This is a genomic window from Novosphingobium sp. Gsoil 351, assembly GCF_009707465.1.
In the GTDB taxonomy this organism is placed as follows: domain Bacteria; phylum Pseudomonadota; class Alphaproteobacteria; order Sphingomonadales; family Sphingomonadaceae; genus Novosphingobium.
Map to the genome: position 1 here is coordinate 1,492,422 of NZ_CP046120.1, position 25,640 is coordinate 1,518,061.

At 68.6% G+C, this 25,640-nt stretch carries 24 protein-coding genes and 3 pseudogenes; 12 read left to right on the forward strand and 15 right to left on the reverse strand.

Annotated features, from left to right (window positions below; genetic code table 11):
* Window positions 1-214: 214 nt before the first annotated feature.
* The 6 genes and pseudogenes from GKE62_RS19680 to ccmA all read right to left on the reverse strand — a co-directional run.
* Window positions 215-865 (reverse strand): annotated as a pseudogene (locus GKE62_RS19680) (Ig-like domain-containing protein); the annotation flags it as partial.
* Window positions 816-2,150 (reverse strand): hypothetical protein, encoded by a 1,335-nt coding sequence (locus GKE62_RS07100; protein ID WP_154691642.1) that lies wholly within the window; start codon window positions 2,148-2,150, stop codon window positions 816-818. The pseudogene GKE62_RS19680 and the gene GKE62_RS07100, both read right to left, overlap by 50 nt.
* 393 nt (window positions 2,151-2,543) lie before the next feature.
* Complete coding sequence (egtD, locus tag GKE62_RS07105) at window positions 2,544-3,542, reverse strand: L-histidine N(alpha)-methyltransferase (RefSeq protein WP_154691643.1); 999 nt, start codon at window positions 3,540-3,542, stop codon at window positions 2,544-2,546.
* A complete protein-coding gene (gene egtB, locus GKE62_RS07110; protein ID WP_154691644.1) occupies window positions 3,542-4,792 on the reverse strand; it encodes an ergothioneine biosynthesis protein EgtB in 1,251 nt (416 codons plus the stop codon). Before egtB ends, egtD begins: the two co-directional genes overlap by 1 nt.
* Window positions 4,793-4,865: 73 nt before the next feature.
* On the reverse strand, window positions 4,866-5,528 hold the full coding sequence (ccmB, locus tag GKE62_RS07115) for a heme exporter protein CcmB (protein WP_154691645.1): 663 nt from the start codon (window positions 5,526-5,528) through the stop codon (window positions 4,866-4,868).
* Window positions 5,525-6,124: a heme ABC exporter ATP-binding protein CcmA gene (gene ccmA / locus GKE62_RS07120; protein ID WP_154691646.1), complete on the reverse strand. Its 600-nt coding sequence runs from the start codon at window positions 6,122-6,124 to the stop codon at window positions 5,525-5,527. Before ccmA ends, ccmB begins: the two co-directional genes overlap by 4 nt.
* Window positions 6,125-6,220: 96 nt before the next feature.
* Between ccmA and GKE62_RS19685 the strand changes: the two are divergent.
* From GKE62_RS19685 to GKE62_RS07135, 3 genes and pseudogenes are all read left to right on the forward strand, one after another.
* Window positions 6,221-6,514 (forward strand): annotated as a pseudogene (locus GKE62_RS19685) (amino acid permease); the annotation flags it as partial.
* A 64-nt stretch (window positions 6,515-6,578) separates the two neighbouring features.
* The gene (locus tag GKE62_RS07130; protein WP_195908649.1) at window positions 6,579-7,583 is read left to right on the forward strand and encodes an APC family permease; all 1,005 of its coding nucleotides are present in this window, start codon (window positions 6,579-6,581) and stop codon (window positions 7,581-7,583) included.
* Entirely contained in the window at window positions 7,565-7,858 is a 294-nt protein-coding gene (locus GKE62_RS07135; RefSeq protein WP_154693598.1) for a 4a-hydroxytetrahydrobiopterin dehydratase, read from the forward strand. The genes GKE62_RS07130 and GKE62_RS07135 overlap by 19 nt, the downstream gene beginning before the upstream one ends.
* On the opposite strand, the gene GKE62_RS07140 is transcribed toward GKE62_RS07135, so the two are convergent.
* The 5 genes from GKE62_RS07140 to GKE62_RS07160 all read right to left on the reverse strand — a co-directional run bounded on the left by GKE62_RS07140 (window position 7,855) and on the right by GKE62_RS07160 (window position 12,278).
* Window positions 7,855-8,532 (reverse strand): hypothetical protein, encoded by a 678-nt coding sequence (locus GKE62_RS07140; protein WP_154691648.1) that lies wholly within the window; start codon window positions 8,530-8,532, stop codon window positions 7,855-7,857. The genes GKE62_RS07135 and GKE62_RS07140 overlap by 4 nt on opposite strands.
* Window positions 8,533-8,609: 77 nt before the next feature.
* Window positions 8,610-9,383 carry an SDR family oxidoreductase gene (locus tag GKE62_RS07145; RefSeq protein ID WP_154691649.1) on the reverse strand — a complete coding sequence of 258 codons (774 nt, stop codon included), beginning with the start codon at window positions 9,381-9,383 and terminating at the stop codon, window positions 8,610-8,612.
* Window positions 9,380-10,081: a DsbA family oxidoreductase gene (locus GKE62_RS07150; RefSeq protein WP_154691650.1), complete on the reverse strand. Its 702-nt coding sequence runs from the start codon at window positions 10,079-10,081 to the stop codon at window positions 9,380-9,382. Before GKE62_RS07150 ends, GKE62_RS07145 begins: the two co-directional genes overlap by 4 nt.
* On the reverse strand, window positions 10,078-10,956 hold the full coding sequence (gene nudC / locus GKE62_RS07155; RefSeq protein ID WP_230206975.1) for an NAD(+) diphosphatase: 879 nt from the start codon (window positions 10,954-10,956) through the stop codon (window positions 10,078-10,080). The genes GKE62_RS07150 and nudC overlap by 4 nt, the downstream gene beginning before the upstream one ends.
* Window positions 10,953-12,278: a serine hydrolase gene (locus tag GKE62_RS07160; protein WP_154691651.1), complete on the reverse strand. Its 1,326-nt coding sequence runs from the start codon at window positions 12,276-12,278 to the stop codon at window positions 10,953-10,955. Before GKE62_RS07160 ends, nudC begins: the two co-directional genes overlap by 4 nt.
* A gap of 102 nt (window positions 12,279-12,380) precedes the next feature.
* Here GKE62_RS07160 and GKE62_RS07165 point away from each other — a divergent pair, with 102 nt between their 5' ends.
* On the forward strand, window positions 12,381-12,602 hold the full coding sequence (locus tag GKE62_RS07165) for a hypothetical protein (RefSeq protein WP_154691652.1): 222 nt from the start codon (window positions 12,381-12,383) through the stop codon (window positions 12,600-12,602).
* A gap of 110 nt (window positions 12,603-12,712) precedes the next feature.
* Here GKE62_RS07165 and GKE62_RS07170 read toward each other — a convergent pair whose 3' ends face one another.
* Window positions 12,713-13,780, reverse strand: a complete 1,068-nt coding sequence (locus tag GKE62_RS07170) for an A/G-specific adenine glycosylase (RefSeq protein WP_154691653.1) — start codon at window positions 13,778-13,780, stop codon at window positions 12,713-12,715.
* Window positions 13,781-13,809: 29 nt separating this feature from the next.
* Here GKE62_RS07170 and GKE62_RS07175 point away from each other — a divergent pair.
* The 4 genes and pseudogenes from GKE62_RS07175 (at window position 13,810) to GKE62_RS07190 (ending at window position 19,566) form a co-directional block, all read left to right on the forward strand.
* A pseudogene (locus tag GKE62_RS07175) lies at window positions 13,810-14,379 on the forward strand (DUF721 domain-containing protein).
* Window positions 14,369-15,073, forward strand: a complete 705-nt coding sequence (locus GKE62_RS07180; RefSeq protein WP_195908650.1) for a thioredoxin domain-containing protein — start codon at window positions 14,369-14,371, stop codon at window positions 15,071-15,073. The pseudogene GKE62_RS07175 and the gene GKE62_RS07180 overlap by 11 nt, the downstream one beginning before the upstream one ends.
* Before the next feature lie 275 nt (window positions 15,074-15,348).
* Window positions 15,349-16,101: a thioredoxin domain-containing protein gene (locus GKE62_RS07185; RefSeq protein WP_154691655.1), complete on the forward strand. Its 753-nt coding sequence runs from the start codon at window positions 15,349-15,351 to the stop codon at window positions 16,099-16,101.
* A 27-nt stretch (window positions 16,102-16,128) separates the two neighbouring features.
* Complete coding sequence (locus GKE62_RS07190) at window positions 16,129-19,566, forward strand: chromosome segregation SMC family protein (protein ID WP_154691656.1); 3,438 nt, start codon at window positions 16,129-16,131, stop codon at window positions 19,564-19,566.
* Between the two features lie 89 nt (window positions 19,567-19,655).
* Here the strand turns inward: GKE62_RS07190 and soxR are convergent, their stop codons facing one another.
* A complete protein-coding gene (gene soxR / locus GKE62_RS07195) occupies window positions 19,656-20,096 on the reverse strand; it encodes a redox-sensitive transcriptional activator SoxR (RefSeq protein ID WP_154691657.1) in 441 nt (146 codons plus the stop codon).
* Window positions 20,097-20,215: 119 nt separating this feature from the next.
* On the opposite strand from soxR, the gene GKE62_RS07200 reads away from it, so the two are divergent.
* Window positions 20,216-20,587 carry a VOC family protein gene (locus tag GKE62_RS07200; protein WP_154691658.1) on the forward strand — a complete coding sequence of 124 codons (372 nt, stop codon included), beginning with the start codon at window positions 20,216-20,218 and terminating at the stop codon, window positions 20,585-20,587.
* Between the two features lie 37 nt (window positions 20,588-20,624).
* On the opposite strand, the gene ubiA is transcribed toward GKE62_RS07200, so the two are convergent.
* Window positions 20,625-21,566 (reverse strand): 4-hydroxybenzoate octaprenyltransferase, encoded by a 942-nt coding sequence (ubiA, locus tag GKE62_RS07205; protein WP_154691659.1) that lies wholly within the window; start codon window positions 21,564-21,566, stop codon window positions 20,625-20,627.
* Window positions 21,567-21,702: 136 nt separating this feature from the next.
* On the opposite strand from ubiA, the gene GKE62_RS07210 reads away from it, so the two are divergent.
* From GKE62_RS07210 to GKE62_RS07220, 3 genes are read left to right on the forward strand one after another with little or no spacing between them, the layout of a single operon-like run.
* On the forward strand, window positions 21,703-22,455 hold the full coding sequence (locus GKE62_RS07210; RefSeq protein ID WP_154691660.1) for a 16S rRNA (uracil(1498)-N(3))-methyltransferase: 753 nt from the start codon (window positions 21,703-21,705) through the stop codon (window positions 22,453-22,455).
* A 38-nt stretch (window positions 22,456-22,493) separates the two neighbouring features.
* On the forward strand, window positions 22,494-23,864 hold the full coding sequence (locus GKE62_RS07215; RefSeq protein ID WP_154691661.1) for a glutamate--cysteine ligase: 1,371 nt from the start codon (window positions 22,494-22,496) through the stop codon (window positions 23,862-23,864).
* The gene (locus tag GKE62_RS07220) at window positions 23,864-24,163 is read left to right on the forward strand and encodes a putative quinol monooxygenase (RefSeq protein ID WP_154691662.1); all 300 of its coding nucleotides are present in this window, start codon (window positions 23,864-23,866) and stop codon (window positions 24,161-24,163) included. The genes GKE62_RS07215 and GKE62_RS07220 overlap by 1 nt, the downstream gene beginning before the upstream one ends.
* A gap of 3 nt (window positions 24,164-24,166) precedes the next feature.
* Here the strand turns inward: GKE62_RS07220 and GKE62_RS07225 are convergent, their stop codons facing one another.
* A complete protein-coding gene (locus tag GKE62_RS07225; protein WP_154691663.1) occupies window positions 24,167-25,498 on the reverse strand; it encodes an isoprenylcysteine carboxylmethyltransferase family protein in 1,332 nt (443 codons plus the stop codon).
* Window positions 25,499-25,640 lie beyond the last annotated feature (142 nt).

The window sequence follows — 25,640 nt, forward strand, 5'->3', positions numbered from 1 at the left end:
TGCCGCCGGCGGTGACGTTGACGCCGTTTATGACCAGGCTGGCGAGCGTATCGCCGCCGGTGGTCACGCCGATAGTGCCGGTCGCGGTCTCGTCGGGGCTCGCCGCGTTCGATCCCGCGGGCTCATCGCCGCGCGCGGGCAGCGCTGCTTCGCTGACGGTGTTGTCGCCCGCGACCGAGACGGTCGGGGTCGAATCCGCGAGCAGCGTGATCGTCACGGTCGCGCGGCTGGTGTCGCCGTCGCCGTCGGTGATCGTGTAGTCGAACTTGACGGTGCCCTGCTCGCCCGCCCCGGGGGTGTAGGTGAAGGTACCGTTAGCGTTGTAGACCAGGGTGCCGGTGCCAGTGAGCGTGCCCGGAACCGCGGCGACCGCGGAGAACGCGACGCTATCCGCCCCCTGGATGTCGTTGCCGAGCGCGTTGACCGTTATCGGCGCGTTCTCGGTGGGTTGGGTAGCGCTGTCGTTGACCGCGAGCGGGACGTCATCGGTAATCGTGATGGTGAACGCGCCGGGCGCGCTGTCGCCGTCGAGGTCGGTCACGACCACATTGAAGGTGACGCTAGTCGTGTCGCCGGCAGTGTTGTCGGCAAGAGTGAAGGTATAGCCGATGACCCCGGCCGCCGGGTCGAAGCTGGTGACGGTCAGCGTTCCGCTCGGGGTCGACACGACCGCGCCTACCGCGACGGTGACGCCGTTGATCGTGGCGGTGACGGGGCCGTCGCCGCCGGCGAAGGTAACCGTGCCGCTGGTGGTCTCGGTCGGCGCCGGAGCGTTGGAGCCCGGCGCCTCGCCGGTGCGCGCGGGCAGGCCCGATTCAGCGACGATCGTCGCGGCGCTGCCCGGGGGCGGCACCGAAGTGATCACCGGGGTCGCATCGGCGATGGCGATGGTCAGCGTCGCGGTCGAAGCCGAACCGTCGGAGTCGGTCAGGGTATAGGTGAACGCATCGCTGACCCCGCCGGGGGGTGCCGGGGTTGCGGGTGAAGCTGTAGCTGCCGTCGGCCTTGATCGTCAGCACGCCGTATTGGCCCGAGACCTGGAGGTTGCCGGCCGAATCGAAGCTGGAGTCGGTGTTCGCCGCGACGTTGTTGCTGGCGATCCGGGTAATCGTCGCGTTGTCCGCGCCCAGCGTATCCGCGCCCGCGGCGCCGCTGGTGGTGGCGGCGCCGGTGATGACGTTGCCGGTCTGCGCGGTGTAGGTCCCGGCGGGGACCGTGTCGGTATCGTTGCGCGCGATCGGCGCGTCGTCGGCGGCGTTGATCGTCAGTCGCGAGGTGGCGACATCGCCGTCTGAATCGGTCAGCGTGACGGTGAACTGATCGGCGACCGTCCCGCCGACGATGTTGTCGGTCAGGGTGTAGGTGAAGTTGGCAGTGCCGGTCGCGGGATCGAAAGTCGTGATGGTCAGCGTGCCGCGGGGGCTGACGAAAGTCTGGCCGGGGCCAGTGAACACCGTGCCGTTGATCGTCAGCGAAGCGATCCCGTCCGGCGAATTGAACACGATCGTGCCGCTGGTGGTCTCGGAGTTGGCCGCCGCGTTCGAACCGGCGGGTTCGCCGTTGCGCGCGGGCAGGCCGCTTTCGGCGACGCTGGCGGTGGCGTCGGTGGTGGCGACCGGCTGGTTGACGGTGACGATCCCGATCGTGGGATTGCGATCGAGCGGCTGGGGAAGCACCTCCTCGCGCCGCTCGGCGACGAACCCGAACTCGGTCGGCGGCAAGAGGTCGCCGATCGGGTGGGCATTCTGGATCGGACCGGCGTCTTCGAAAAAGTTGTTGCCCGAACTGCGCGGCAGGCCGGCGGCGGGCTGGATCGGCTCATCCCCGATCAGCAGGGCGGCAAGGTTCAGGGGCGGCACCGCGACCCCGTCGATCACGATCTGCGGCACGTCGATCGCGCCCTCGGGAATGACGAAGACCTGGCCGTTGTCGAGCGTGATCACCAGATCGCGGCCGACCACCTTGATGTCGTCAAGCGTGGCCCCCGCGGGCAGCACGATCACCCCGTTTGCGTCGGCGATCAGCGGGGTTCCGCCGGTGCGCGCAGCGGCAGAGGCCGCAGCTGCGATCTCGGGAACCATCTGGCTGCGATCGCTACCTGCCTCGTTCGCGGTGTCGCGACCGTTGCCCGGGATGTTTTCGTAATCCATCAGCCTGCCTTCGCCCTGGTGCAGCGAACCGCGAGACGGTTCGCCTTATTTGCGTGTGGTCGCAGGACAGGCGCTGGCAGAAAGCGCGTGGACACAGTCCGCGCACCATCCAGAAACCAACCTGCGCCCTGTCGGCGGGTGGCTGCGTATCGCGGTTCAGCCTAACCCTGGCTAACCGACTCGCGAACCTTATTCCCGCCGCATGTCAAGCAAACCACCGCCCAAATGGCCTTGCAAGAGGATTAACCATGGTTAGGTTTGGCTAATATTCTGTGCAAAAAGTCACAGCCAAGGGAATCCAGCGAGTCGCGAAGGTTTTTCGCCGGTTTCGACGAGCCGTGGCTTGTCAGCGGTGAACGGCACGAAATTGGCGGGCCTGTGGCCGCCGGGCAACTATGGCGCGGTGCGTGGCTCCGTCGCCTCTGCCAAGGCCACGTAAAAGCGCTCTGCCGAATCGGTGTGCCAGGCTCGCGGGGTCCAACCGGCGGCGAGGAGCAGCATCGCAGCGCTCCGCAAGTCGTACTTGTGGCTGTTCTCGGTATGGATGGTTTCGCCCGAGGCCATCGCGAAAGTCTTTCCGGCGATCGTGAAGCTCAAATCGCGCTGCGCGGCGAGATGCATCTCGATCCGCCCCAATGCATCGTTCCAAAGCGCCAGATGACGGAAGGCCTCGCGCGGAACATCGCCGTCCAGCTCGCGGTTGATCCGGTCGAGCAGGTTGAGGTTGAACGCCGCCGTGACCCCCGCGGGATCGTCGTAGGCGGCGAGAAGCGTGGCTTCGTCCTTCAACCGGTCCATCCCGATCAGGAGCATCGTGCCGCCATGGTCCTTGGCCCCCAGCGTCCGCCGCATCGAGCGAAGCAGGTCGACCGCGCTCGGCGGAACAAGATTGCCGATGGTCGAGCCGGGGAAAAACCCCAGCTTGGGCATGTCCGCCACTTCGGACGGCAATGCGACCGGCTTGGTGAAGTCCGCCTCGACAGGGTAGACCGGCAGACCGGGGAAACCGGCGGCGAGCGTTGCGGCGGACTGACGCAGGAAATCGCCTGAGATGTCGATCGGCACATAGGCCGCGGGCTGGATGGCGCGCAGCACGAGCGGGGTCTTGGCGCTGCTGCCCGATCCGAACTCGACCACCGCGCGGCCCGGCCCGATCGCCGCCGCGAAGTCGGCCCCGTGGCGCTCGAGGATCTCAGTCTCGGCGCGGGTCGGGTAGTACACGGGCAGTCCGGTGATGTCTTCGAACAGCTGCGATCCGGTCTCGTCATAGAACCACCGCGCGGGGACTGCCTTATGGCGCTGGCTCAGGCCCGCTAGAACATCCTCGCGGAACGCGGTATCGATACCTTGCGCATCGTGTTCGACGATCCGCAGACCCGCCTCGACCGTCATCAGATGTCCCTCGCGAGCCGCAGGCCGGTGAACTGCCAGCGTTGATGCGGATAAAAGAAGTTGCGATAAGAAGCACGCGAAGACCCCCGCGGGGTCGCACAGCTTGCCCCGCGCAGCACGAACTGGCCCGACATGAACTTGCCGTTGTATTCGCCGACCGCCCCCACTGCAGGCCGGAAGCGGGGATAGGGGAGATAGGCCGAACGGGTCCACTGCCAGCAATCCCCGAACAGCGCGGTTCCGCCTACAGGTTCGACCGTACCGGAAGTATCTAGCTGGTTGCCCGCCGCCCGATCGCAACCGACGGCAGCGGCTTCCCACTCGAACTCGGTGGGCAGCCGAGCGCCCGCCCAATGGGTGAAAGCATCCGCCTCGTAGTAGGAGATATGGGTTACCGGGGCCTGCGGATCGCGCATGGCCCAACCCTCGTGGGTGAACCATCGGTCATCGCGCCAATAGAGCGGCGCCTCCACGCCCTCGCCCTGGACCCATGCCCAACCATCGGACAGCCATAACGCGGGGGTCCGGTAGCCGCCGTCGGCGACAAATTCGGCCCACTCGGCGTTGGTCACCAGCGTGTTGGCAAGCGCGAACGGCTGGAGCAGGACATCGTGAGCGGGGCCTTCGTTGTCGAAGGCGAAGTCCGGCCCGGCATGGCCGATGCGGACGATCCCGCCCGAATGCTCCCGCCAACCCCGCCCGTCCCGATGGCCTACACTTTGCTTGGGATGAGCAGGGCGAAGGGTTTGCGGATAAACCGCTTGGCCAAGCGGGTTTTGCGCGAACGCATGCTTGATGTCGGTCAGCAGCAGTTCTTGATGCTGCTGCTCGTGGGCGATGCCCAGTTCGATCAGCGGCGCCAGTTCGGGCCGGTCGAGTAGCGGCGCCATCGCCGCATCGACATGTCCGCGCCAGCCGCGGATCTCGTCAAGCGAAGGCCGCGCCAGCATACCGCGCGCGGCGCGGGCGAAGCGCGGACCCTCGGCCTCGTAGTACGAATTGAACAGGAACGCCCAGCGCTCGTCGAAGCGGTCGTATCCGCTGCGATGGTCGCGCAGCAGGAAGGTCTCCCAAAACCAGGTGGTATGTGCGAGATGCCACTTGGCCGGCGAGGCGTCGGCCATCGACTGGATCGTCGCGTCCGCATCGGACAACGGCTTGGCCAGCGCCTCGGACAGCGAACGCGTGGCATGAAACCGCTCGACCAGCGATGATGCGACGCTGTCGGCAGCTGCGCGAATTCGGTCCATTGCCCCCATCATCCCGCTTGAAACGCCAAGTTCAAGGTTTGTTCCAGTCCACGGCGAATTGCGCGCGTCCACATCACTCGCGCAGGGCCCGCAGTGCCGCACCTCCGGCAAACGGCGCCAGCGCGATGGCGACCAGGCTCGCCGCCGCGCACAGCGCCAATCCGCCCTCGCCGCCCGGCTGGAGCGAGCCTGCGCCGAAGATCAGCAACGGCACCGCCAGCGGCAGCACCAGCAGTCCGCCCAACGCCGCCCCGCCACGCAGCCCTGCGGTTAGCGCGGCGATCGTAACGCCGATCGCGGCAAGCCCCGGCGTGCCCGCAAGCAGCCCCAGTTCGACCCCGCGCAATTGCGCCGCGTCGAGCCCGAGCAGCGCCGCCGCGGGCAGCGTCGCCAGCATCAGCGGCGGACCGAAGCTTAGCCAATGCGCGAGGATCCGCGCTGCCAGGATCGTTTCTTCGGCGATCCCGCGCAACGCCCACTGATCGAACAACCCCGCCTCGAGATCGGGTTCGATCAGACGGTCGAGCGGCAAGATCGCCGCGAGAAGCGCGGCAATCCAGATGACCCCTGCCCCGGTGCGCGCCAGCAGCCTGGCGTCGGGCCCCACCGCGAACGGAAACAGCATCGCCACCGCGACAAAGAACAACACCGGCAACGTCGCCCCGCCGCGCCCCTGGGCACCACGCAGGAGGAGTGCCAAGTCGCGGCGCAGGAGCTGGACGAACCGGCTGCTCATGCGTCGATCGGTTCGAAGGCAGCGAGTTCGAGCCGCGCCATTCCGGCCAGCGCAAACGGCTGGTGCGAGGCGATCACCGCGATCCCGCCTCCGTCCACATGCCTCGCGACCAGGCCCTGCACCGTGGCGGCGGTAGCCGTGTCGAGGCCGTTGAGCGGCTCGTCGAGCAGCCAGATCGGCGCACCGGCGAGCAGCGTTCGGGCCAGCGCGGCGCGCTTGCGCTGGCCGGTCGAGAGATAACGGACGGGCACGTCGAGCAGGTTGCCAAGACCCAGCGTCTCGATCGCCGTATCGAGAGTCGCCTCGGAGGTACGGTCGAATGCCCGCCAAAACTCCAGCGCTCGGCCCAGCGGCAGGTGCCCGTCGAGCGCGAGGCGTTCGTCGGCCAACGCCAACGAGCCAACGCGCTCGACCGATCCGGCATAGGGCCGCAACAGCCCCACGAGGATGCGGATCAAGCTCGACTTGCCGATCCCGTTGGGTCCGGCAAGGTGAAGCGCCTCACCAGGATTCAGCGCGAAGCCGAGTCCCCGGAACAGCACCCGATCGCCGCGGCGGCAGGCAAGGTCATGCGCGGCGAGACGGCAGGCGGGCATCGCTGGCGGGCATAGGTGCTCGCCCCTCCGCTGCCAAGCGCGCCATTGCCACCAGCCCCGATGTGCCGCACACCCCAAGCGGATCGGGGGATCGGCATGTCACACGGCAATCATCTGATACGCGTGCTCGGGCTGACCTTCGGGATCGCCGCGGTCGTCGGCTCGGTGATCGGGCAAGGCATCCTGCGCTCGCCAGGGATCGTCGCGCAAGCCAGCGCATCACCAGCCGTGCTGATCGGGCTGTGGGTGCTGGGTGCGGTCCTGGCGTTGATCAGCGCCCTGCCCTTTGCCGAGCTGGCTGCAGCAATGCCGAACGCGGGAGGTCCGATCCCGTGGGTGCAGCACACTTTTGGCCGGGCGGCGGGGGTCGCCAGCGCCATGGCCATGCTCGTGCTGTATGTCTCGACAACCGCGCTGCTATGCTTTGTCGTCGGCGAGTTTCTGGTGCGATTGGGTGTCGGCGGCGGCAGGTTCCGGGGCGAGCGTGCTGGGGTTCGCGGTTCTCGTGGGGTTCTGCCTGATCAACGCCGCCGGAACCCGCGCGGGCGGTGCGACCCAAGTCGTCCTTTCGAGCGCCAAGGGAGTGGTCCTTACGGGGCTGGTGGTCGTGCTGTTCGCGCAGCCGGGCCACGTGCTGTCGAGCGCGCCGGCCAACGTCCCGATTGGTGGCTGGATGGCCTTCGCCACGGCGATTTTGGTGATCATCGGTACGTACAACGGATGGGCCGACCTGGTGATCTACGGCGAAGAGATCGCCAATCCAGGTCGAGCGATCCCGCGCGCAATGTTCGGCGGAATCATTGGGGTCGCCGTGCTCTATCTGCTAGTCAATCTGGCACTGCTCCACGTGCGCAGTCCCGCTGCGATGGCAGGATCGGACTTCGCCGCGGCCGATGCCACCGCCGGCGTGTTCGGATCGCGCGGCGGGGCGATCTTTACCGCGTTCGGGGTCCTCTCGGTCGGAGCGATCGCCAATCTGAGCGTCATGACCAATTCCCGGCTGGTGTTCGCCATGGCGCGCGGCGGAATGCTGCCCCGTGGGCTGACGCGAGTGAGCGCGCTGGGGACGCCGCTTCCGGCGATGCTGGCCTCGTCGGCATTCGCCGCAATGTTTCTCGTTTCCGGGACCTATCTCGCATTGTCTGCGACTTCCGTATCTTTATCCCAGGCGATGCTGGCGGTGACTGCCGCGGTGGCGCTGGCGTGGCGCGCGCGATTTCCGGATGCGCCGCGTCCCTACCGCGCACCATTCCAGCCGTGGTCGCTATGGCTTGCGCTGGGACTCAACGTTGCGCTGCTGGGAGTCTTCATCCTTCAGGATCCGGCCAATGCCCTGCTAGGCTTTGCTCTCGTCACCGTGCTTTCGGTTGGCGCGCTGGTGTTTGGCAAAGTTACCGATCCCGCTATCGAGCCGACCGAACCCCTTGCTGGAGCCGACTTATGGCAATCGCCCAATTGAGCCCTTCCGATCGAGATGCCGCGCTCACCGCGCTGCCCGAATGGACCTTGCGCGGCGACGGGCTGGCGATCGTGCGCGAGCTGGAATTCGCCGATTTCAGCGAAGCGTTCGGGTTCATGACCCGCGTCGCCATCGCCGCCGAGAAGGCCGACCATCATCCCGAATGGCGCAACGTCTACAACCGGGTCGATATCACCTTGACCACCCACGATGCGGGCGGGCTGAGCGCGCGCGACGTAGCGCTGGCAAGGGTGATCGATGCGCTGGCGGGTTAGGCCCCCGGCGGCTCCAGCACCAGCCGATCCCTAATCGCGTCGTACGTCACGCCGATCCGCATCGCGCGCAGCGCGTCCAGGCTGACGAAGTCCTCGCTCAGCCCCGGGGGCACCGCCTTCTCGCCCGATTTTGCCGCGATCAGTGCGGCCAGCTTCTTGCCCTGGGCATAGACCTTGGCGTTGCCGTCGATCCGGATAGGCACGCGCCCGACGTCGACCCCGTCAATGCTGACCGCCTTGTCGACCTCGATCGCGTCGCCCGCGTTGGCCCCGCCGGCCAAGCTGTAGCTGAGCGCCATCACTCCGGTTACTTTCGAACGCGGTGCGACGCGGGCCACGGTCGGGACCGGCAGCGTCGATGCCGCCGCAAGCGCAACCGGCGAAGCTTTCGCAAGCGGTTCGGCGGCGGTGCTGGGTACAGGCTCGGCCACCTCGGCGATCTCCGCCAATGGCGCTTCGCGTGGGCCTGGGCTGGCGGCAAGCGGACCGGACGGCCGGGTTTCGGGCAGCGCGAAGCGGATCGGATAGTCGTTGCGGACGATGCCCGAGAACGCTCGGAGGCCCAGCCCCGGCGCGGCCATCACGCTGCCCGCGGCAAGCACGGCTCCGCCGACCACTAGCACCAGCGGCGCGCGGCGCGCGGCCGCTTCGCTGCGTTTGACGGTGAAGCGCACGACTCGGACCATCCTTCTGCAAGCCGCGCTATTTTCTCCCAAAGGCGGACCGAACGCAAACTTATCCACAGGCAGGGTTAACGCTCGCGCCCCTCGCGCATGCGCTGGATGAAATGGCGGACGTCGTATTCCTCGTCGCCGGGGTAACGCGGAGCATACGTGGCGTAAGCGGCTTCAAGCGACCCGACCCGCTCGTTCATCCGTTCGACGTTGTGGGCATGGCTCACCACGAAGCGCTGGCGCGCGGCGACCTGGGGTAGGACGATCTCGGCGAATCGCGCGGCAGGCATCGCCTGGTTCCGGATCGCCTCGGGGTTGATCCCGGTCGCCACCCAGCCGGGGATGATCGTTCCGACGTGGACGTGCGGGGGCATATCCTCGCGCAAGTTCTCGGTAAGCCCGAGCACCGCATGCTTGCTGGCGATATACGCGGCCGAGCGCGGCATCGCGCAAAACAGCGCGTTTTCGCTCGCGACATTGTAGATCGCCGAGGGATGCTCCTGTTCCGCCATCCGCGGGGCGAACGCGGCGCAACCGTTCCACACTCCCCAGAAGTTGACCTCGAACACCCGTCGCGCCTGGTCGAGCGGGACTTGCGCCAGCCGTCCGCTCGCGCCGCCGATCCCGGCGTTGTTGATCAGCAGGTCGACTCGCCCGAAGCGCCGCCAGGCCTCGTCCGCGAGTGCCGCGCAATCCTGGGGCCGGGTGACGTCGCAGGCGAACACGCCCTGTCCGGCCAGATCGGCGAGCAGGACCTGCGCGCCTTGCGCTTCGAGGGCCTCTCCCAGCGCGCGGCCGATGCCGCCCGCGCCGCCGGTTATCACCGCGACCTGGCCTTCGAACGCGCTCATCGCTCTCCCAGTTGCGCTTCTCTTGCTGCCACACGGCGCAGTATGTTGGCGTAAGCCTCGGGATCCTGCGCGCCTGGGATGAGGTATTTGCCGTTCACCAGCATTGCCGGGACGCCGCTGATGTTCATGTCCCACGCCTGCGCCTCTTCGGCGCGGACCCGCTCGCCCAGCACCGGATCGGCGAAGGCGACCTCGGCCTCGTGGCGCGGCAGGCCGAGCGCGGCATAGATGTCCGCCAGCACCTCGACATCGCCGACATCGCGGCGCTGCTGAAAGTGTGCGTCGAACAACGCCAGCTTGAGCCGGGTCTGCGCCTGTGGCCCGTGCGCGGCGAGGGTGTGGGTGAGCAGCTTGTGCGCGAGGAAGGTGTTGCGCATCCGCTGCGGCGGCGGATCGCCTTCTCCGGTGTAGCGGAACGAATAGCCCGCGGCCTCCGCGATGCTGCTCATCCGCTCGCGCCCGGCTTCCGCCTCGGCGGGCGTGCGGCCATACTTGCGCGCGATGTGCGCGGCGCTGTCCTCGCCCTCGGGCGGCATGTCGGGGTTGAGTTCGAACGGATGCCAGCGGATTTCCGCCGCGATCTCGCCGTCCAGCGTCGCTAGCCCGGTCTGCAACTGCTTGTAGCCGATGATGCACCACGGGCACATCACGTCGGACCAGACGTCGATGGTCACGGCTTGGGGTGCGGTCGCGGTCATCGGTCCAGCCACCAGGTGACCAGATGGTGCGCGATGGCGAACGAGCGCGGGAACAGCAGGTCGGCGGTGCCCTCGATCCCGGCGGCGCGCGCCGCGTTCAGCTCGTCGCGCGTGAACCAGCGGGCTTCCTCGATCTCGTTGGCATCGATCGTCAGGGTCGGGTCGTCGGTCACGCATGTGCAGCCGATCATCAGCTGCGAGGGAAAGGGCCACGGCTGGCTGGCGATGTAGCGGACCTCGCGAACCCGAACCCCGGCTTCCTCGAACACCTCGCGCGCGACGGCCTCCTCGATGCTCTCGCCCGGCTCGACGAACCCGGCGAGCGCGGAGAACATGCGCGGCGGAAAGCGCGGCTGGCGGCCGAGCAGAACCCGGTCCTCATGTTCGACCAGCATGATCGTGACGGGATCGGTGCGTGGAAAGTGCTCCGCCCCGCAGCTCGCGCAGCGCCGCTGCCAGCCACCCTTGGTGAGCGCCGTCGGCTGCCCGCAGCGCGCGCAGAAGCGATGCCGGGCGTGCCAATCGACCAGGCTGCGCGCCGCGCCGTAGATCGCCAGATCTTCGTGCTCGAGCGAGGTCAGCGCGCGCCACAGCACGGGGTCGAGCGGGGCCGCGTTCCCGGCCAGCTTCGGATGGACCTCGGCGAAGCAACCCTTGCCACCCAAAAGTCCCAGGAAGATCAGCTCGCTCGCCGGATCGGCATCGGCCAGCGTGCCCCATTCGAGGGTATTGTCGGGCGTGATCGCGGGGCTGAGTCCGTCGAGCTTCAACAGCCGCGCGCGCCAGTCCATCAGGCCGGAGAGTTGCTCGGGATCGTTGCGGATCGCGTCGGCGCGGTCGAGTTGCGCGCCGGCGAAAGCTATCGTGCCGCTCACGCCGCCTTCCGCCGCGCCGGGGCCATCGCGGCGAGATCGGCCATCACCGCGACGGGGAAATCGGCATGGACCGGATAGGCCTCGGAAGGCATGTACTGGGTGTAGAGCCCGCCGCGCAGGCCGTACTTGAGGTGGACCAGCGCGACCGTCCCCGCCGCTCCGCCCCAGCCATACGTCCCCGCCGCGTCGCCCAGCCCGACCCGGCCGCCCGCGCCGAACCCGGCGCCGTTCGCGAACGTGCCCTTGGTCGAGGCGCCCGGCGGCAGCAGGTTGCTGGTGCCGGTGCGGATCGCGCGCTCGGTCATCACCCGCTTGCCGTCGATCGCGCCGTAGTTGGCGATCATCCTCAGGAAGCGGTCGTAATCGTGGGGCGAGGTCACCAATCCCGCCCCACCCATCGGGAACGGCGGCTTGTCGGCAAAGATCGAAGCTTCGCCGGGGTCGATCGGGATCGGGGTTCCGGCAAGTACCGCGTAGTTGGTCGAGAGGCGGTGGATGTCCTTCGGCGCGACCCGGAACCCGGTGCTGGACATCCCCAGCGGGCCGAACAAGCGTTCCTGAAGAAACACGTCGAACGGCTTGCCGCTGACGACCTCGATCACCCGCCCCATCAGGTCGAGCGCAACCGAATAGCTCCACTGGGTGCCGGGTTCGTAGACCAGCGGCAGCTCGGCCAGGCGATCGGCGAACAGCGCCAGGCTGCCCACCGGCTTGCCCCGGTCGAGCCCGGGTATCGCCACTTTGCTGACCTGGCCGGGAATCACCCCGGCGGCTTCGTAAGCGGCCTTGATCGGGCCCTTCTGGATGATCGAGTAGCCCAGCCCCGCGCTATGCGTGAGAAGGTGGCGGATCGTGATGGGGGTTTTGGCCGGACGCAGATCGGTGATCGAGCCGTCGGGGGTGACCTGGACCTGCATCTTCGCGAACTTGGGCAAAATGTCGCTGAGGGGCTGGTCGAGGCTCATCTTGCCCGCGTCGATCAGCATCATCGCCGCCATTCCGGTGACAGGCTTGGTCATCGAATAGACCCGGTAGAGCGTGTTGATCGTCTCGGGATCGGGATCGTTGAAGCCTTCGGTGCCGCGCGCGATCACCGTCGCGGGCCGCTGGCCGAAGCCCATCATCGCCAGCATCCCCGGCACCTTGCGCTTGGCAACGTAGCCGTCGACGAACGCGGTGACTGACGGAAATGCGGCGGAGGAGGCAGCTGCGGCGGCAGGCTTGGCGAGCGCGGCATGGGGCGCGAACGCAGTCCCCAGCCCCAGCAGGGCGGCGTTGCCGAACACCGCGCGGCGCGAAAGAGTCAACTGGTCGAAAGGCATTGGATCGGTCCTTGAATGCAATCGGACGCTGTGTGCGCGCGGTCCGTCTGGTCGTCAATCTCCGGCCTTGCACGGGCGAAGTGCCTTACTTAGATAACACACATGCTCAACGTGCTCTCGATTCTCCTCGGCCTGGTCGCGCTACTCATGGCGATCCCTTCGGCGATACCGTTTCTGGGCTGGGGCAACTGGATCGTGCTGCCCGTCGCGATCCTGGGCGCAGGCCTCGGCGCGCTTTCGTCCAAGAACGGCGGACGCAACTTCTGCCTGATCGTGCTGCTGATCGCGGTAGTCAGGCTGAGCCTGGGCGGCGGGATTTTCTGAGTTCCAGGGGTAAACCCCTCGCCAACAATCAACCCGTCGCCCCGTGCTTGACACGGGGCTGGGCTCTTCTTGAGGCGTGGCGTGACGCCACCAGGCAGCCGAACCCCGCGTCAAGCACGGGGTGACGAGGAAGGTTTATTGGCGGTCTCGATGCAAGCCGTCGCCACCGACGCAGCCTTCGCGAACAGCGTCGGCAGACCCGCCGAATCGAGATCGGAAGCCGGCCACCATTCCCCCTCGCCGGTCGTGCGTTCGCTGGCCACGACGACAAGTTCCAGATCGAAGTGCGTGAACCCGTGGCGGACCATGCCGAGCACCTCGCCCTCGCCCTCGCCGCCGCTGCCGTCGCCCCTCGCACTCCAGCCGTCGTCCGGCAACGCACGCATCCCGCCAAGCATGCCATTGGGCGGGCGGCGCACGAGCCAGACCTTGTCGTCGCGCAATGTCCAGAACGCCCGCCCCCGGCGTAGCGGCTTGGCCCGCTTCGGAGCCTTGAGCGGAAACGTTTCGGGCGATCCGGTGGCATGGCCCGCACACGCCGGGCGCAACGGACACAGCAGGCACCGCGGGGCGCGGGTGGTGCAGATCGTCGCGCCCAGGTCCATCATCGCCTGCGCGAAATCGCCTGCGCGCCCAGTCGGCGCGATTCGCTCCGCCGCCTCGCGAATGGCCGGTCTCGCTCCGGGCATGGGCTCGCCGATCGCGAACAGCCGCGCCGCGACGCGCTCGATGTTGGCATCGACCGGCACCGCCGCGCGCCCGAACCCGATCGCCGCCACCGCCGCCGCAGTATAGGCGCCGACCCCCGGCAATTCGCGCAAGCCCGCCTCGCTATCGGGAAACCCGCCCCGCGCCGCCACCGCGCGGGCGCAGGCGATGAGGTTGCGCGCGCGGCTATAGTATCCGAGCCCCGCCCAGGCGCTCATCACCTCGGCCTCGTCCGCCGCCGCCAAGGCCGCGACCGTGGGCCAGCGGTGGGTGAAACGGGCGAAATAAGGCCCCACCGCGGCTACCGTGGTCTGCTGCAGCATCACCTCGGACAGCCAAACCCGATACGGCCAGTCCGGGCCCAGCGTCGCCGCGTCGGTCCCCGGCGGCGCGCGCCACGGCAGCGTACGCGCGTGGTCACCGTACCAGGCGAGAAGCGTCTCCGCGATGGTCTGCCCGCTGGTCTGCATCGCCGCGCTATGGCATGGGCGCGGCGACGATGGAACGCGCCCCGCCCTCCCCCAAACCGAAGCCCGGCGCGAAGCCCGCCGCCAAACCCTATGAGCGCCCGCGCGGGGCGCGGCCAAGGCGATCGCCGACCTCATGCCCGAGATCGGGCGCACCGCGTTCCGCAAGTTCGGCTTCGTCCAGTCGAGCGTGGTCACCCGCTGGCCCGAGATTGTCGGGCCGCGCCACGCTCGCGCCTGCGCCCCCGAGATCGATCCGCTTCCCGATCGGCGAGAAGCGGGACGGGATTTTGCAGTTGGTGGTCAAGCCCGCCTTTGCGCCGCAAATCCAGCATTCGATCCCCGAGATCGTCGAGCGGGTTAACCGCTTTTTCGGCTATGCCGCGGTGGCCAAGGTCAAGCTTCGGCAAGGCGAGGTTCAGCCGCCGCCTGCTGTGGCGGGCGCCAGCCGCGCCGCGCCGCCGTCGCTCAAGCCGATCCCGTTCGAACTGGGCGAAAGCTTGCGCGACATCGGCGATCCAGAGCTGCGCACGGTTTTGGAATCGCTGGCCCGCAGTCTGGGCACCGCGGCGGGCAAGGATGGGGACGACGATGCGAATTGAAGTAAAGGTCATCGGCTTCGCGATGGCTCTCTTGGCCGGAGCGGCAGTGGCCCAGACCAAGCCGGCCACTCGGCAGGACTGGAACACGACCGTCGCGCTCACCCCGCAGGGCACCCACCTGCTCGGCAACCCCGCGGCCAAGGTCAAGCTGACCCAGTTCATCAGCTATACCTGCCCGCACTGCGCCCATTTCGAGGAGCAGGCCGACGCCCAGTTGCGGCTGCTGTTCGTCGCGGGCGGCAAGGGTTCGATTGAGGTCCGCAACTTCGTGCGCGATCCGGTCGATCTGACCGTGGCGTTGCTGACCAACTGCGGCCCGTCAGCCAAGTTCTTCGGCAACCACGCGCTGTTCCTGCGCCGGCAGGACAAGTGGATCCAGCCGATGGTCCACCCCAGCCCGACGCAGCAGGCGCGCTGGAGCAGCGGCTCGTTCGCCCAGCGCACCCGCGCCATCGCCAAGGATTTCGGGTTCTACGAGATGATGCAATCGCGCGGCTACACCGCCATCCAGGTCGACAAGTGCCTTGCCGACGAACCGCTCGCCCGCCGCCTCGCAGCCTCGACCGACGAAGCCCACGACAAACTGTTTATCACCGGCACCCCAATGTTCGCGATCGACGGGATAGTGTTGGCGGGAACGTATAGCTGGGACGTGTTGAGGCCGCAGCTCGATGCGCGGTTGCGAGCGGAGTGAAGTCGGACGCTCCTCTCCCCTCGCGGGAGAGGATACGCAGCCTTGGGAGCGAAGCGATCTAGGCGCAGTTGGCGAGGGGGCGGCTCAGCGCCAGACCTCGCCCCCCACCAAGCTGCGCCAGGACCTTGCGCAAGAAGGTGCGCTATCCTCTCCCGCAAGGGGAGAGGAAATTGCAAACTGTGGATGGGCCGCCCCGCGCGGACACGCCGCTCTTCAAGAATCCCGCGATTTGGCCTAGTCCCCAAGTCAACGCTTCCATCCGACAGGACAACCGCATGCACTTTCGCGCCGCCGTCGCCACGCTCGCCGCCCTCGCCCTCGGTGTGTCCGCTTGCGGCAAGTCCACCGACGGCGCGGCAGACGCCCCCGCCGCCAGCTCGACCCCGATCGCCAAGATCGCTCCGCCCGCAGGCAAAGCCTGGGCCGATACGGTCTCGGTAACTCCCGAAGGCGGCTATCTGATGGGCAACCCCAATGCCCCGATCAAGCTGATCGAGTTCGGCGCGCTGAGCTGCTCGCACTGCGCCGAGTTCGCCGAGAAAAGCTTCGCCAAGATGCGCGACGACTACGTCGCCAGCGGGCGCGTGAGCTTCGAGCTGCGCCTGTTCATGCTCAACGCGCTGGATATCCCGGCGGCGATGCTCGCGACCTGCGGCGCGCCTGAATCGGTCATCCCGCTGTCCGAGCAGTTCTGGGCGTGGCAGCCGAACATGTTCACCAACCTCCAGACCGCGGGTGACGCCAAGCTCCAGGCCGCGGGCAACCTGCCGCCCAACCAGCGCTTTGCGGCGATCGCCGGGCTGGCGGGGATGGACAAGTTCTTCGCCGAGCGCGGGATCGCCACCGACCAGGCCGCCGCCTGCCTCGCCGACGTGAAAAAGGCGACCACGCTGTCCAACCAGACGCAAGCCGCCAACGAGAAGTACCAGGTGAGCGGCACTCCGACGTTCTATCTCAACGGCAAGAACCTCAATACCGCGACCTGGGAAACGCTCGAGCCGATGCTCCAGACCGCCGGGGCCCGCTGAGGCCTCGCGGGAACGCGGGATAGCCCGATGCGCTTCGAGAAGCTCCGCCTGTCGGGCTTCAAGAGCTTCGTCGAGCCGTCAGAACTGCGCATCGAACCCGGGCTGACCGGGGTTGTCGGCCCCAACGGCTGCGGCAAGTCCAACCTGCTCGAGGCGATCCGCTGGGTGATGGGCGAAAGCTCGCCCAAGTCGATGCGCGGCGGCGGGATGGAGGACGTCATCTTCGCCGGGACCGCGCAACGCCCGGCGCGCGACTTCGCCGAAGTGGTGCTGACCGCGCGCGGGGTGCCCGAGGGCTTCGGCGCCGCGAACGACGAGGACGCCGAGATCGAGGTCTCGCGCCGGATCGAGCGCGGGGCGGGTTCGGCCTATCGCGTCAACGGCCGCGACGTGCGGCAAAAGGACGTCGCGCTGGTCTTCGCCGACGCGGCGACCGGGGCGCACTCGCCCGCGCTGGTCAGCCAGGGGCGAATCGCCGCGGTGATCGCGGCCAAGCCCGCCGAACGGCGGATGATGCTGGAGGAAGCGGCGGGGATCGCGGGCTTGCACGTCCGTCGCCGCGACGCCGAGCAGAAACTGCGCGCGACCGAGACCAATCTCGCCCGAATCGTCGATCTGCTTTCGGGACTCGAGGGCCAAATCGCGGGGCTCCGCCGCCAGGCGCGCGCGGCCGAGCGCTACACGGCGCTGTCGCAAAAGATCCGTCTGGCCGAGGCCCGGCTGGTCTACGCGCGCTGGCGCGATGCCGCCGCCGCCGCCGAGGCGGCGCTGGTCGAGGCGCGGGCCGCGGAGGCCGCGGTGAGTGAGGCCCAGCACGCCAGCAAGGAAGCACAAGACACCCAGCACGCCGCCGCCGCCGCGCTCGCCGAAGCCCGCGACGAGCTGTTCGACCGCCGCCAGGACGCCAGCGCCCACGGCGCGCGGATGGCGGCGCTCTCGACCCAGCTCGAAGCCGCCGAGCAGCGGCTGGCCGATCTCGACCGCCAGCTCGAACGGCTCGATGCTGATGCCGGGGATGCCGGGCGGCTGACCGGCGATGCCGCCGCCGCGCTGGGTCGACTGACGCGCGAGGCCGAGGAAGCCGAGGCCGCGGTGAATGCCGAGGAGGCCCGGCGCCCCGCCGCCACCGCCGCGCAAGACGAAGCCGAACGCGCCGCGCGCGCCGCCGAACTCGCGCTCGCCCAGGCGGTCGCCGAGCAGGCCGGCGTCGACGCCGACTGGCGCGTCGCCGAAGCCGCCATCGCCAGCGCGCGGGCCCGGCTGGCGCGGCTCGACGACGAAATCCGCCGGCGGGAGGCGCAGGCGGCGGAGCTCGATTCCGCAGGGGATCCCGAGGCCGGAGTGGTGCAAGCGCAGGCGGCTCACCTAGCCGCGCAATCGGCCTTGGCGGATGCACAGAGAGGCCGTGCGAACCTGGCCGAAGGCCGTACCGCACTGGTCGCCGCCCGCGATGCAGCTGGCGATGCGCTGGCCGAGGCGCGCGCGGAACTGGCAGGGATCGAACGCGAGGCGCAGGCGCTCGCCCGTGACCGTGACGCCCGCGCGCGCAAGGCCACCGGGCGCACTGCGATCGAGGCGGTCAAGGCCGCGCCCGGCTTCGAACGCGCGCTCGCCGCGGTGCTCGGGCGCGAGGCCAAGGCGGCGCTGGGCGCGGCACCCGGGGATGCGGACGGGCGGTTCTGGACGGGGGCCGAGGCGCCCGCTCCGCTGGCTGACAGCCTTGCCCATCACGTCACCGCTCCGCCCGAACTCGCCGCGCGCCTCGCGCTGGTTCGGTTCGCCGAGACCGACGATGGCCGCGTGCTTGCGCCAGGCGAATGGCTAGTCACCACCGCCGGCGCGCTGCGCCGCTGGGATGGTCTGGTGGCGCGCGGCGAAGGCGCCGCCGAAGCCGCCGAACTCGAAGCCGCCAACCGCCTCGCGACCCTGGAGGCCGCGCTGCCCGCCAGGATCGCCGCGCGCGACGCGGCCGAGCAAGCTTTTGCGGCAGCGGGGCAGGCGGTCACCGCGCACCAAGCGGACCTCGCCGCCGCCGAACAGGCGCTGTCCCGGTCCGCCGAGGCCGAGCGCCAGGCGCTGCGCGCGGTCGATCAGGCCGAGGCCGCGCGCGACCGGCTCGCCGCCCGCCGCCGCGAACTCGACGCCGCGCGCGCCGATCTCGACGAGCAGCAGGAGCAGGCGCGAAGCGAGCTGGCCGAGGCTGAAGCCCGGCGCGCGGCGCTGCCCGATCCCGCCGAGGGCCGCGGGGGGGTCGACCGCGCCCGGTCACGCCACGAGGCCAACCGCCAAGCATTGCAGGCCGCGCTCGCCGCGCTGGCCAGCCTCGACCAGGGTCTTTCGGCAGCGCGCGAGCGCCGCGCCACGCTGCGCGCCGACATCCGCGGCTGGGAAACCCGCGCCGGGGATGCCGAGCGGCGCATCGCCGAGATGGCCCGCCGCCGCGAGGATTTGGCCGAGGAACGTGCGGTGATCGCCGCCAAGCCCGCCGGCCTGCTGCGCGAGATCGAGGGCGGCGAGGAAACCCGCGAACGGCTCGGCTCCGAGCTCGCCGCCGCCGAAGCTGCGCTGGCCGAGCGCGAGGCGGTCGCCAAGTCGGCGGGCGCGGCGCTCGAAGCGCTCGCCGAAACGCTCGCCGGGGCGCGCGAGGCGCGCGCAGGCGCGGCGGCGCGGGCGGAAAATAGCCAGGCGCGGCGCGAGGAGATGGCCCGGATTTCGGGCGAGCGGTTCCAGTGCCCGCCGCCGTTGCTCGTCAAGCAGTTCGAATTCGACGCCGCCGCGATTGCGGACGCGGGCGAGGAATCCGCTGCAATGGACCGCCTCGTCGCCGACCGCGAGCGACTCGGCCCGGTCAACCTCGTCGCGGCCGACGAGCTTGCCGAGGCGGAGGCGCGCCACGGCCAAAGCGCCGCCGAGCAGGCCGAACTGGCCGAGGCGGTGAACCGGTTGCGCGGCTCGATCGGCAGTCTCAACCGCGAGGGTCGCGAGCGCCTGCGTGCCGCGTTCGAGGCGGTCGACGGTCACTTCCGCCGCCTGTTCACCCGGCTGTTCGACGGCGGCCAGGCGCACCTCGCGCTGGTCGATTCGGACGATCCGCTCGAAGCCGGGCTCGAGATCTTCGCCCAGCCGCCGGGCAAACGGTTGCAATCGCTGACGCTGCTCTCGGGCGGCGAGCAGGCGCTGACCGCGATCGCGCTGATCTTCGCGCTGTTCCTCACCAACCCCGCCCCGATCTGCGTGCTCGACGAGGTCGACGCGCCGCTCGACGACGCCAACATCGAACGCTTCTGCGACCTCCTCGACGCGATGGTCGGCGAAACCGACACCCGCTACCTGATCGTCACCCACAACGCCGTGACCATGAGCCGGATGCACCGCCTGTTCGGGGTGACGATGATCGAGCAGGGGGTGAGCCGGCTCGTCAGTGTGGACCTTGGCGGGGCGGTGGAACTGCTGGCGGCGGAGTGAAATGAGGGCCGCGTACCCGATCCCAGAATAGAGACACGGCCGGCTTACGCACAAGGCGTCAGCGATGGATCGAATGGCGCAGCCAGGATCTAATCCAGCACATACCTCGGCCCGGTCCCGCCCCCGGCGGCGCGGTCGTCCTTGTTGTAGAGCTGGCAGCGCTGCAAGCTCAGGCACCCACAGCCGATGCACTGGTCGAGCTTCTGCTTGGTCCGCGTCAACAACTGGATCTTGGCGTCGAGCTGGGCGCGCATCGAGCGGCTGATGCGTTGCCAGTCGGTCAGCGTCGGGGTGCGGCCCTGGGGGAGTGTGGCGAGTTCGGCCTCGATCTCGGCGAGGCCCAGCCCGAGCTTCTGGGCGATCAGGATAAAGCTGATCCGGCGGATGTCGGAGCGCAGGAAGCGCCGCTGGTTGCCGCCGGTGCGCAGCGAAGTGAGCAGCCGCCGCTCTTCATAGTAGCGGATGGCCGAGACCGCGACGCCGGTGCGCCTCGCCAAAGTGCCGATGCTGACCAGATCGTTCCTATCCACACCCAACCTCTTTTTTATTTGACCTCAAGTTAGCTTGAGGTTGCACAAGGGGCAAGCCGAATGATTCGCCTTTGACGTTCCGGCACCGTGAATCAACGACTTGGACAGGAAATCTCGCCATGCCCGCAGCCCGCCTCGAACACGCCAACATCACCGTATCCGATCCCGACCGCTCCGCCGCGCTGTTCGAAAAGCTGTGCGGCTGGCACGAGCGCTGGCGCGGGCCGTCGCAATTGGGGGGGTGGACGATCCACGTCGGGACGCCCGAAGCCTATCTCGCGATCTACACCAACGAAGGCCGCGGCGGGCCTTACGCCAAGGGCGCGCCGCTCAACCACATCGGGATCGAGGTCGACGATCTCGACGCCGCCGAGGCGGTGGTGGTTTCCCACGGTCTCGAGCCGTTCAGCCACGCCGACTACGAGCCCGGCCGCCGGTTCTACTTCTTCGACTGGGACGGGATCGAGTTCGAGGTGGTCAGCTATGCTTGAACCGACCCGGACCTGGGCGTGCTTTGCGGCTGCCCCCTCACCCACCGGTGTTGCCGACAACGAAGCATCCCGCCGCGAACAGCACCCCGGCAAACCGGTTGCTGCGGAACTTGGCGAGCGCATCCTCGCCCTGCTCCAGTTCCAGCGCCATCACCTGCCAACCGAGGTGCCCGGCCATGGGTAACAGCGCGAGCATGGCGATCGGGTCGCCGCGCAGCAACCAGATGGCCAGCGCCCACAGCGCGACCGCGGCGGCATAGAACGCGCCCACCCCGCCACGCACATGCGCGCCCATCCGCAGCGCGCTGCTGCGGATGCCGATCAGGGCATCGTCCTCGCGGTCCTGCAGCGCGTAGATCGTGTCGTAGCCGATGACCCAGGCGATGCACCCTGCGTAGAGCGCGGCGAGGACGGCGAGGTGATCGCCGCGAACCTCGACCCAGCCGACCAATGCCGCCCAGCTGAACACGATTCCCAGCCACGCCTGCGGCCACCAGGTGATGCGCTTCATGTAGGGGTAGGCGGCGACGGGCAACAGGCTGGCCAGCGCGACGAGTTGCGCCTGCCAGCGCAACTGGAGCAACACGATCAGCCCGGCCAGGCACAGCGCCAGCAGCCAGACCCACGCCGCCTTGAGGCCGATCGCCCCGCTCGCCACGGGGCGCACCGCGGTGCGCGCGACCTGCTTGTCGAGATCGCGGTCGACGATGTCGTTATAGACGCAGCCCGCCCCCCGCATTGCGATCGCGCCCACCAGCAGCCAGGCGATCAGGCCCCAGCGATCTCCCCCGCCCGCCAGCAGCACCGCCCACACGCCCGGCCAGAACAGCAGCCACCAGCCGATCGGACGATCGAAGCGGGCGAGCTGGGCATAGCCGCGCAGGCTCTCCGGCAACCGTGCGACGAGGCCGCGGTGCTGCGAATCGGGGACGATCGCGTCGTCGGTCACCGCATGCGGCCTCTGATCGGCCAGACCCATGGCCCACTTGGACCACTGTTCTGGGCTAAAAAAAGAGGGGGCGGACGGTCGCTGCGAAAAGGTGCGGCGATCGAACCGGGCGCGACTGCATGGCCCTTCCTTGGCACAAACCGACCCTGTAGGACAGCACGCGATCGTGCCCGCCACTCCCGCCTGGCCCCCGCGCAGCGCGCCGCGGTTATTTGTTGCCGAAACGCTGGCCGAGGGCGCGGCGGTGACGCTGGACGGCCCGCCTGCGCACTACCTCGGCAAGGTGATGCGCGTCGCGCCGGGCGATGCGGTGATGCTGTGCGACGACGCCACCGGCGAATGGGCGGCGCGGGTGATCGCCGCGGGCAAACGCGACGTCACCCTCACCGTCGAAACCCGCCTTCGCCCGCGCGAGCAAGTGCCAGACTTCTGGCTATGCCCGGCCCTGCTCAAGAAGGACCGGTTCGATCTGGTGCTGGAAAAGGCGACCGAACTGGGCGTTCGCGCGATCCGTCCGCTGGTGACCCGGCGTTGCGTCGCCGACAAGCTCAACCCCGAACGCGCCCGCGCGATCGTGGTCGAGGCGGCCGAGCAGTGTGCGCGCACCGCCTTGCCCGAGCTGGCCGCGCCGATGAAGCTCGACGGGTTTCTGCGCGAGTGGCCCGCCGAGCGCACGCTGTTCTTCGCCGATGAACTGGGCGGAACTCCCGCTGCCGCAGCCTTTGCCGCCAATAGCGGCCCTGCCGCGCTGCTAATCGGCCCCGAAGGCGGCTTCGACGACGCCGAGCGCGCGGCGATCCGCGCCGTGCCCCAGGCCGTCCCGATTTCGCTCGGCCCACGCATCCTGCGTGGCGAAACCGCCGCTATCGCGGGGGTCGCAGCGTGGATGACGTTGGCGGGCGATTGGGCGGCGAATTAATGCTGGCGCAACAATCGGTGCTCACTTAATCGCGGGCCATGAGCACGAGAACGGTTTCAAATCGCAACGATCCTGTGATCGAGAGCCGCGACCAGCTGATCGCGCCGATGATCAAGGGCGAGAAGCCTGCTTCCGCGTGGAAGATCGGCACCGAACATGAGAAGTTCGTGTTCGACGAAGCCGACCACCATGCCCCGAGCTACGACGAACCCGGTGGCATTCGCGACCTGTTGCTGGCGCTGACCGAATTCGGGTGGAAGCCCATCGAGGAAAACGGCAAAGTCATCGCGATGGCCGGTGCCGACGGCACGGTCAGCCTCGAACCCGCGGGTCAGCTCGAGCTGTCGGGCGATATCCTCGACAACCTCCACCAGACTTGCGCCGAGACCGGGCGGCACCTCCAGCAGGTGAAGGCGATCGGCGAGCGCACCGGCAAGAGCTTCCTCGGCCTCGGGCTGTGGCCCGACAAGACCCGCGCCGAGCTGCCAATCATGCCCAAGGGCCGCTATGAAATCATGCTGCGCCACATGCCGCGCGTCGGCACCATGGGGCTCGACATGATGCTGCGGACCTGCACGATCCAGGTCAATCTCGACTACGCGAGCGAGGCGGACATGGCGCAGAAGTTCCGCGTCGGCCTCGCGCTCCAGCCGCTGGCGACCGCGCTGTTCGCCAATTCGCCGTTCCTCGAAGGCAAGCCCAACGGCTACCTCAGCTATCGCAGCCACATCTGGTCGGACACCGACCCGCAGCGCACCGGGATGCTGCCGTTCGTGTTCGAGGACGGGTTCGGCTATGATCGCTACGTCGATTACATGCTCGACGTGCCGATGTACTTCGTGTTCCGCGACGGCAAATACATCGACGCCGCGGGGCAATCGTTCCGCGACTTCATGAAGGGCGAACTGCCCGCGCTGCCCGGCGAACTGCCGCTGGCGAGCGACTGGGTCGATCACCTTTCGACCGCGTTCCCCGAGGTCCGGCTCAAGAGCTTCCTCGAAATGCGCGGCGCCGACGGCGGCCCGTGGAACCGGATCTGCGCGCTGCCTGCGCTGTGGGTCGGACTGCTCTACGACCAGACCGCACTCGACGCGGCATGGGACCTGGTCAAGCACTGGTCGATGGAAGAACGCGAGGCGTTGCGCAATGCCGTGCCGAAGCTGGGGCTGAAGGCACCGGTACCGGGCGGACAAGTGCTGCTGGATGTCGCCAAGGAGGCGCTGGAGATCGCGCGCGGCGGGCTGGCGGCCCGGGGACGGCTCAACGAGAGCGGAGATAACGAGACCGGGTTCCTGTGGCCGCTCGATGAGATCGTCGCGCGCGGAGAGACCCCCGCCGAACGCCTGCTGCGGTTGTACGATACCGAATGGCGGGGCAATCTGTCGCGGATTTACGAGGAGAGCTTCTGATGGTCATCGTGATGGGCACGGTCAAACTGGACCCCGCCAAGCTCGAGGCCGCCAAGCCGGCGATGGCCAGGATGGTCGCCGCCAGCCGCGCCGAGCCGGGCTGCGTCGCCTATGCCTATGCCCAGGACTTGCTCGACCCCGCGACGATGCACGTCGCCGAGCAGTGGAAAGACCGCGCCGCCCTCACCGAACACTTCGCCACCCCGCACATGGCCGAATGGCGCGGCGTGATGGGCGGGTTGGGGCTGACCGGACGCGATTTGCGGGTGTTCGAGGCGGATGAGGGTTTGCCGATCTAAGTGTTACTCCGCGGGCTGAAGTGTCCGCGCGCGCCGTGTCGACAATACCCGCAACCGCTCGATGGCGCGCGTCACCACCGCATTGCGCGCCATCCACGCCCAGTATTCGCGATACTTCGCGTCCTCCGCCGCCAAGTGCCTTTCCTCGGTCTTGGCGCGCCACCAGTAGACGGCGCTGACGAGGGCGAGGATCGCGGTGTTGCGGATCGCGTCGGCGGTGGTTCCGGTGGTCAGGAAGGGCAGCGTCGAGAGCCACCAGAAGGCGTTCTTGCTGAGGTACGCAGGGTGGCGGGTGAACGCGTACGGCCCGTTGGTCAGCACGCCGCGGTAGGTCAGGTTGCTGAAGCGCAGGCCGAACGCGACGGTCGCCCAGGCGTAGATCGCGGTCAGTGTCACCAGCGCAGCCCCCCAGGTCCAAAGCAGTGTGGGGTGCGCGCCCAGCCAGACGGCCCAGTCGGCGCTGGCGGGGTGGTAGTCGAGGGGGCCGCCCTGCCCCATCAGGATGAACGGCGGGTAGCAGATCAGCGCCGCCAGCCAGCCGTCGAGATGCGGGTTGGCGGAGCGGATGTGGGCGTCGAGCGGCTTGCATGTCAGCAGATAGCCGACCATCGCGATCTGCACGTCGACGACGAACATCGCTTCCATCAACAGCGTCGCCAGTTGCACCGGATCGCCGAGGATCGCGGCGAAATCGGCTTGCACGACCAGCGCGAAGCCGGGCGGCAGGATCGAGATCATGAACGCGGTGAAGAAGCCTTTCACCGCCCAGCCGCGCAAGTGGTGGCGGACATGAGCGGGGTCGTAAGCCTCGCGCCCGATCAGCATCGCGCCGAAGTGCCACGCGCCGTCGCGCGGGTTAACCAGCACCCGGTCGAGCCACGGAACGTAGAGCAGCGAACCGGCCAGCAGCAGCGGCGCGGCGGCGCTCAGCACTTCCATCGCGAACAGGTATTGCCCCTGCCAGTACCACCGCGCGAGGAAGTAGAGCGCGGCGATCAGCCCCCAGGCGGCCCACAGCCCGGCCAGCTTGGTGATCGCGGTTTCCATCGCCGCGGAAAGGGCTCGCGGGCGACTCCAGTCGATCCCGGTCGATGCGCGGCGGTGGACCTTTTCGATCAGCAGCGACCACGCGACCATCGGCAGCGCTGAGAACAGCACCGCGGCGAGCGCGGCATAGGGCCCGGAGAGCGGCGTGCGCGGTCCCGGGATGTTCAGCAAATCGGCGACGCTCGCCCACTCGCGGCAGACGACGATCCACACGCAAAGCCCGGCCAACCCGGCGAGGCCGACGCCCGCCGAAACGTCGCTGGCGGGCCGGGGATCGGATGCGCTCATAGGCGCGCGGGTTTAGCGGGGGAGGGTTAAAGGCGCGGTAACACCGGGGGCGATCCTCCCCTGCAAGGGGAGGTGTCAGCCCTCTTGGGCTGACGGAGGGGTGCCGACGCTGGCGGGGACACCCCTCCGCCTCCGCTTCGCT

Bases quoted from the DNA above. Each gene is read 5' to 3' on its own strand.
- GKE62_RS07160 (WP_154691651.1), bottom strand. From the start codon at position 12,278: ATGCCTTTCGACCAGTTGACTCTTTCGCGCCGCGCGGTGTTCGGCAAC.
- ubiA (WP_154691659.1), bottom strand. From the start codon at position 21,566: ATGGGTCTGGCCGATCAGAGGCCGCATGCGGTGACCGACGACGCGATC.
- GKE62_RS07200 (WP_154691658.1), top strand. From the start codon at position 20,216: ATGCCCGCAGCCCGCCTCGAACACGCCAACATCACCGTATCCGATCCC.
- GKE62_RS07190 (WP_154691656.1), top strand. From the start codon at position 16,129: ATGCGCTTCGAGAAGCTCCGCCTGTCGGGCTTCAAGAGCTTCGTCGAG.
- GKE62_RS07165 (WP_154691652.1), top strand. From the start codon at position 12,381: ATGCTCAACGTGCTCTCGATTCTCCTCGGCCTGGTCGCGCTACTCATG.
- egtB (WP_154691644.1), bottom strand. From the start codon at position 4,792: ATGGACCGAATTCGCGCAGCTGCCGACAGCGTCGCATCATCGCTGGTC.
- GKE62_RS07220 (WP_154691662.1), top strand. From the start codon at position 23,864: ATGGTCATCGTGATGGGCACGGTCAAACTGGACCCCGCCAAGCTCGAG.
- GKE62_RS07170 (WP_154691653.1), bottom strand. From the start codon at position 13,780: ATGCAGACCAGCGGGCAGACCATCGCGGAGACGCTTCTCGCCTGGTAC.
- GKE62_RS07145 (WP_154691649.1), bottom strand. From the start codon at position 9,383: ATGAGCGCGTTCGAAGGCCAGGTCGCGGTGATAACCGGCGGCGCGGGC.
- GKE62_RS07225 (WP_154691663.1), bottom strand. From the start codon at position 25,498: ATGAGCGCATCCGATCCCCGGCCCGCCAGCGACGTTTCGGCGGGCGTC.
- GKE62_RS07135 (WP_154693598.1), top strand. From the start codon at position 7,565: ATGGCAATCGCCCAATTGAGCCCTTCCGATCGAGATGCCGCGCTCACC.
- GKE62_RS07180 (WP_195908650.1), top strand. From the start codon at position 14,369: ATGCGAATTGAAGTAAAGGTCATCGGCTTCGCGATGGCTCTCTTGGCC.
- GKE62_RS07185 (WP_154691655.1), top strand. From the start codon at position 15,349: ATGCACTTTCGCGCCGCCGTCGCCACGCTCGCCGCCCTCGCCCTCGGT.
- GKE62_RS07215 (WP_154691661.1), top strand. From the start codon at position 22,494: ATGAGCACGAGAACGGTTTCAAATCGCAACGATCCTGTGATCGAGAGC.
- GKE62_RS07100 (WP_154691642.1), bottom strand. From the start codon at position 2,150: ATGGATTACGAAAACATCCCGGGCAACGGTCGCGACACCGCGAACGAG.
- egtD (WP_154691643.1), bottom strand. From the start codon at position 3,542: ATGACGGTCGAGGCGGGTCTGCGGATCGTCGAACACGATGCGCAAGGT.
- ccmA (WP_154691646.1), bottom strand. From the start codon at position 6,124: ATGCCCGCCTGCCGTCTCGCCGCGCATGACCTTGCCTGCCGCCGCGGC.
- GKE62_RS07150 (WP_154691650.1), bottom strand. From the start codon at position 10,081: ATGACCGCGACCGCACCCCAAGCCGTGACCATCGACGTCTGGTCCGAC.
- ccmB (WP_154691645.1), bottom strand. From the start codon at position 5,528: ATGAGCAGCCGGTTCGTCCAGCTCCTGCGCCGCGACTTGGCACTCCTC.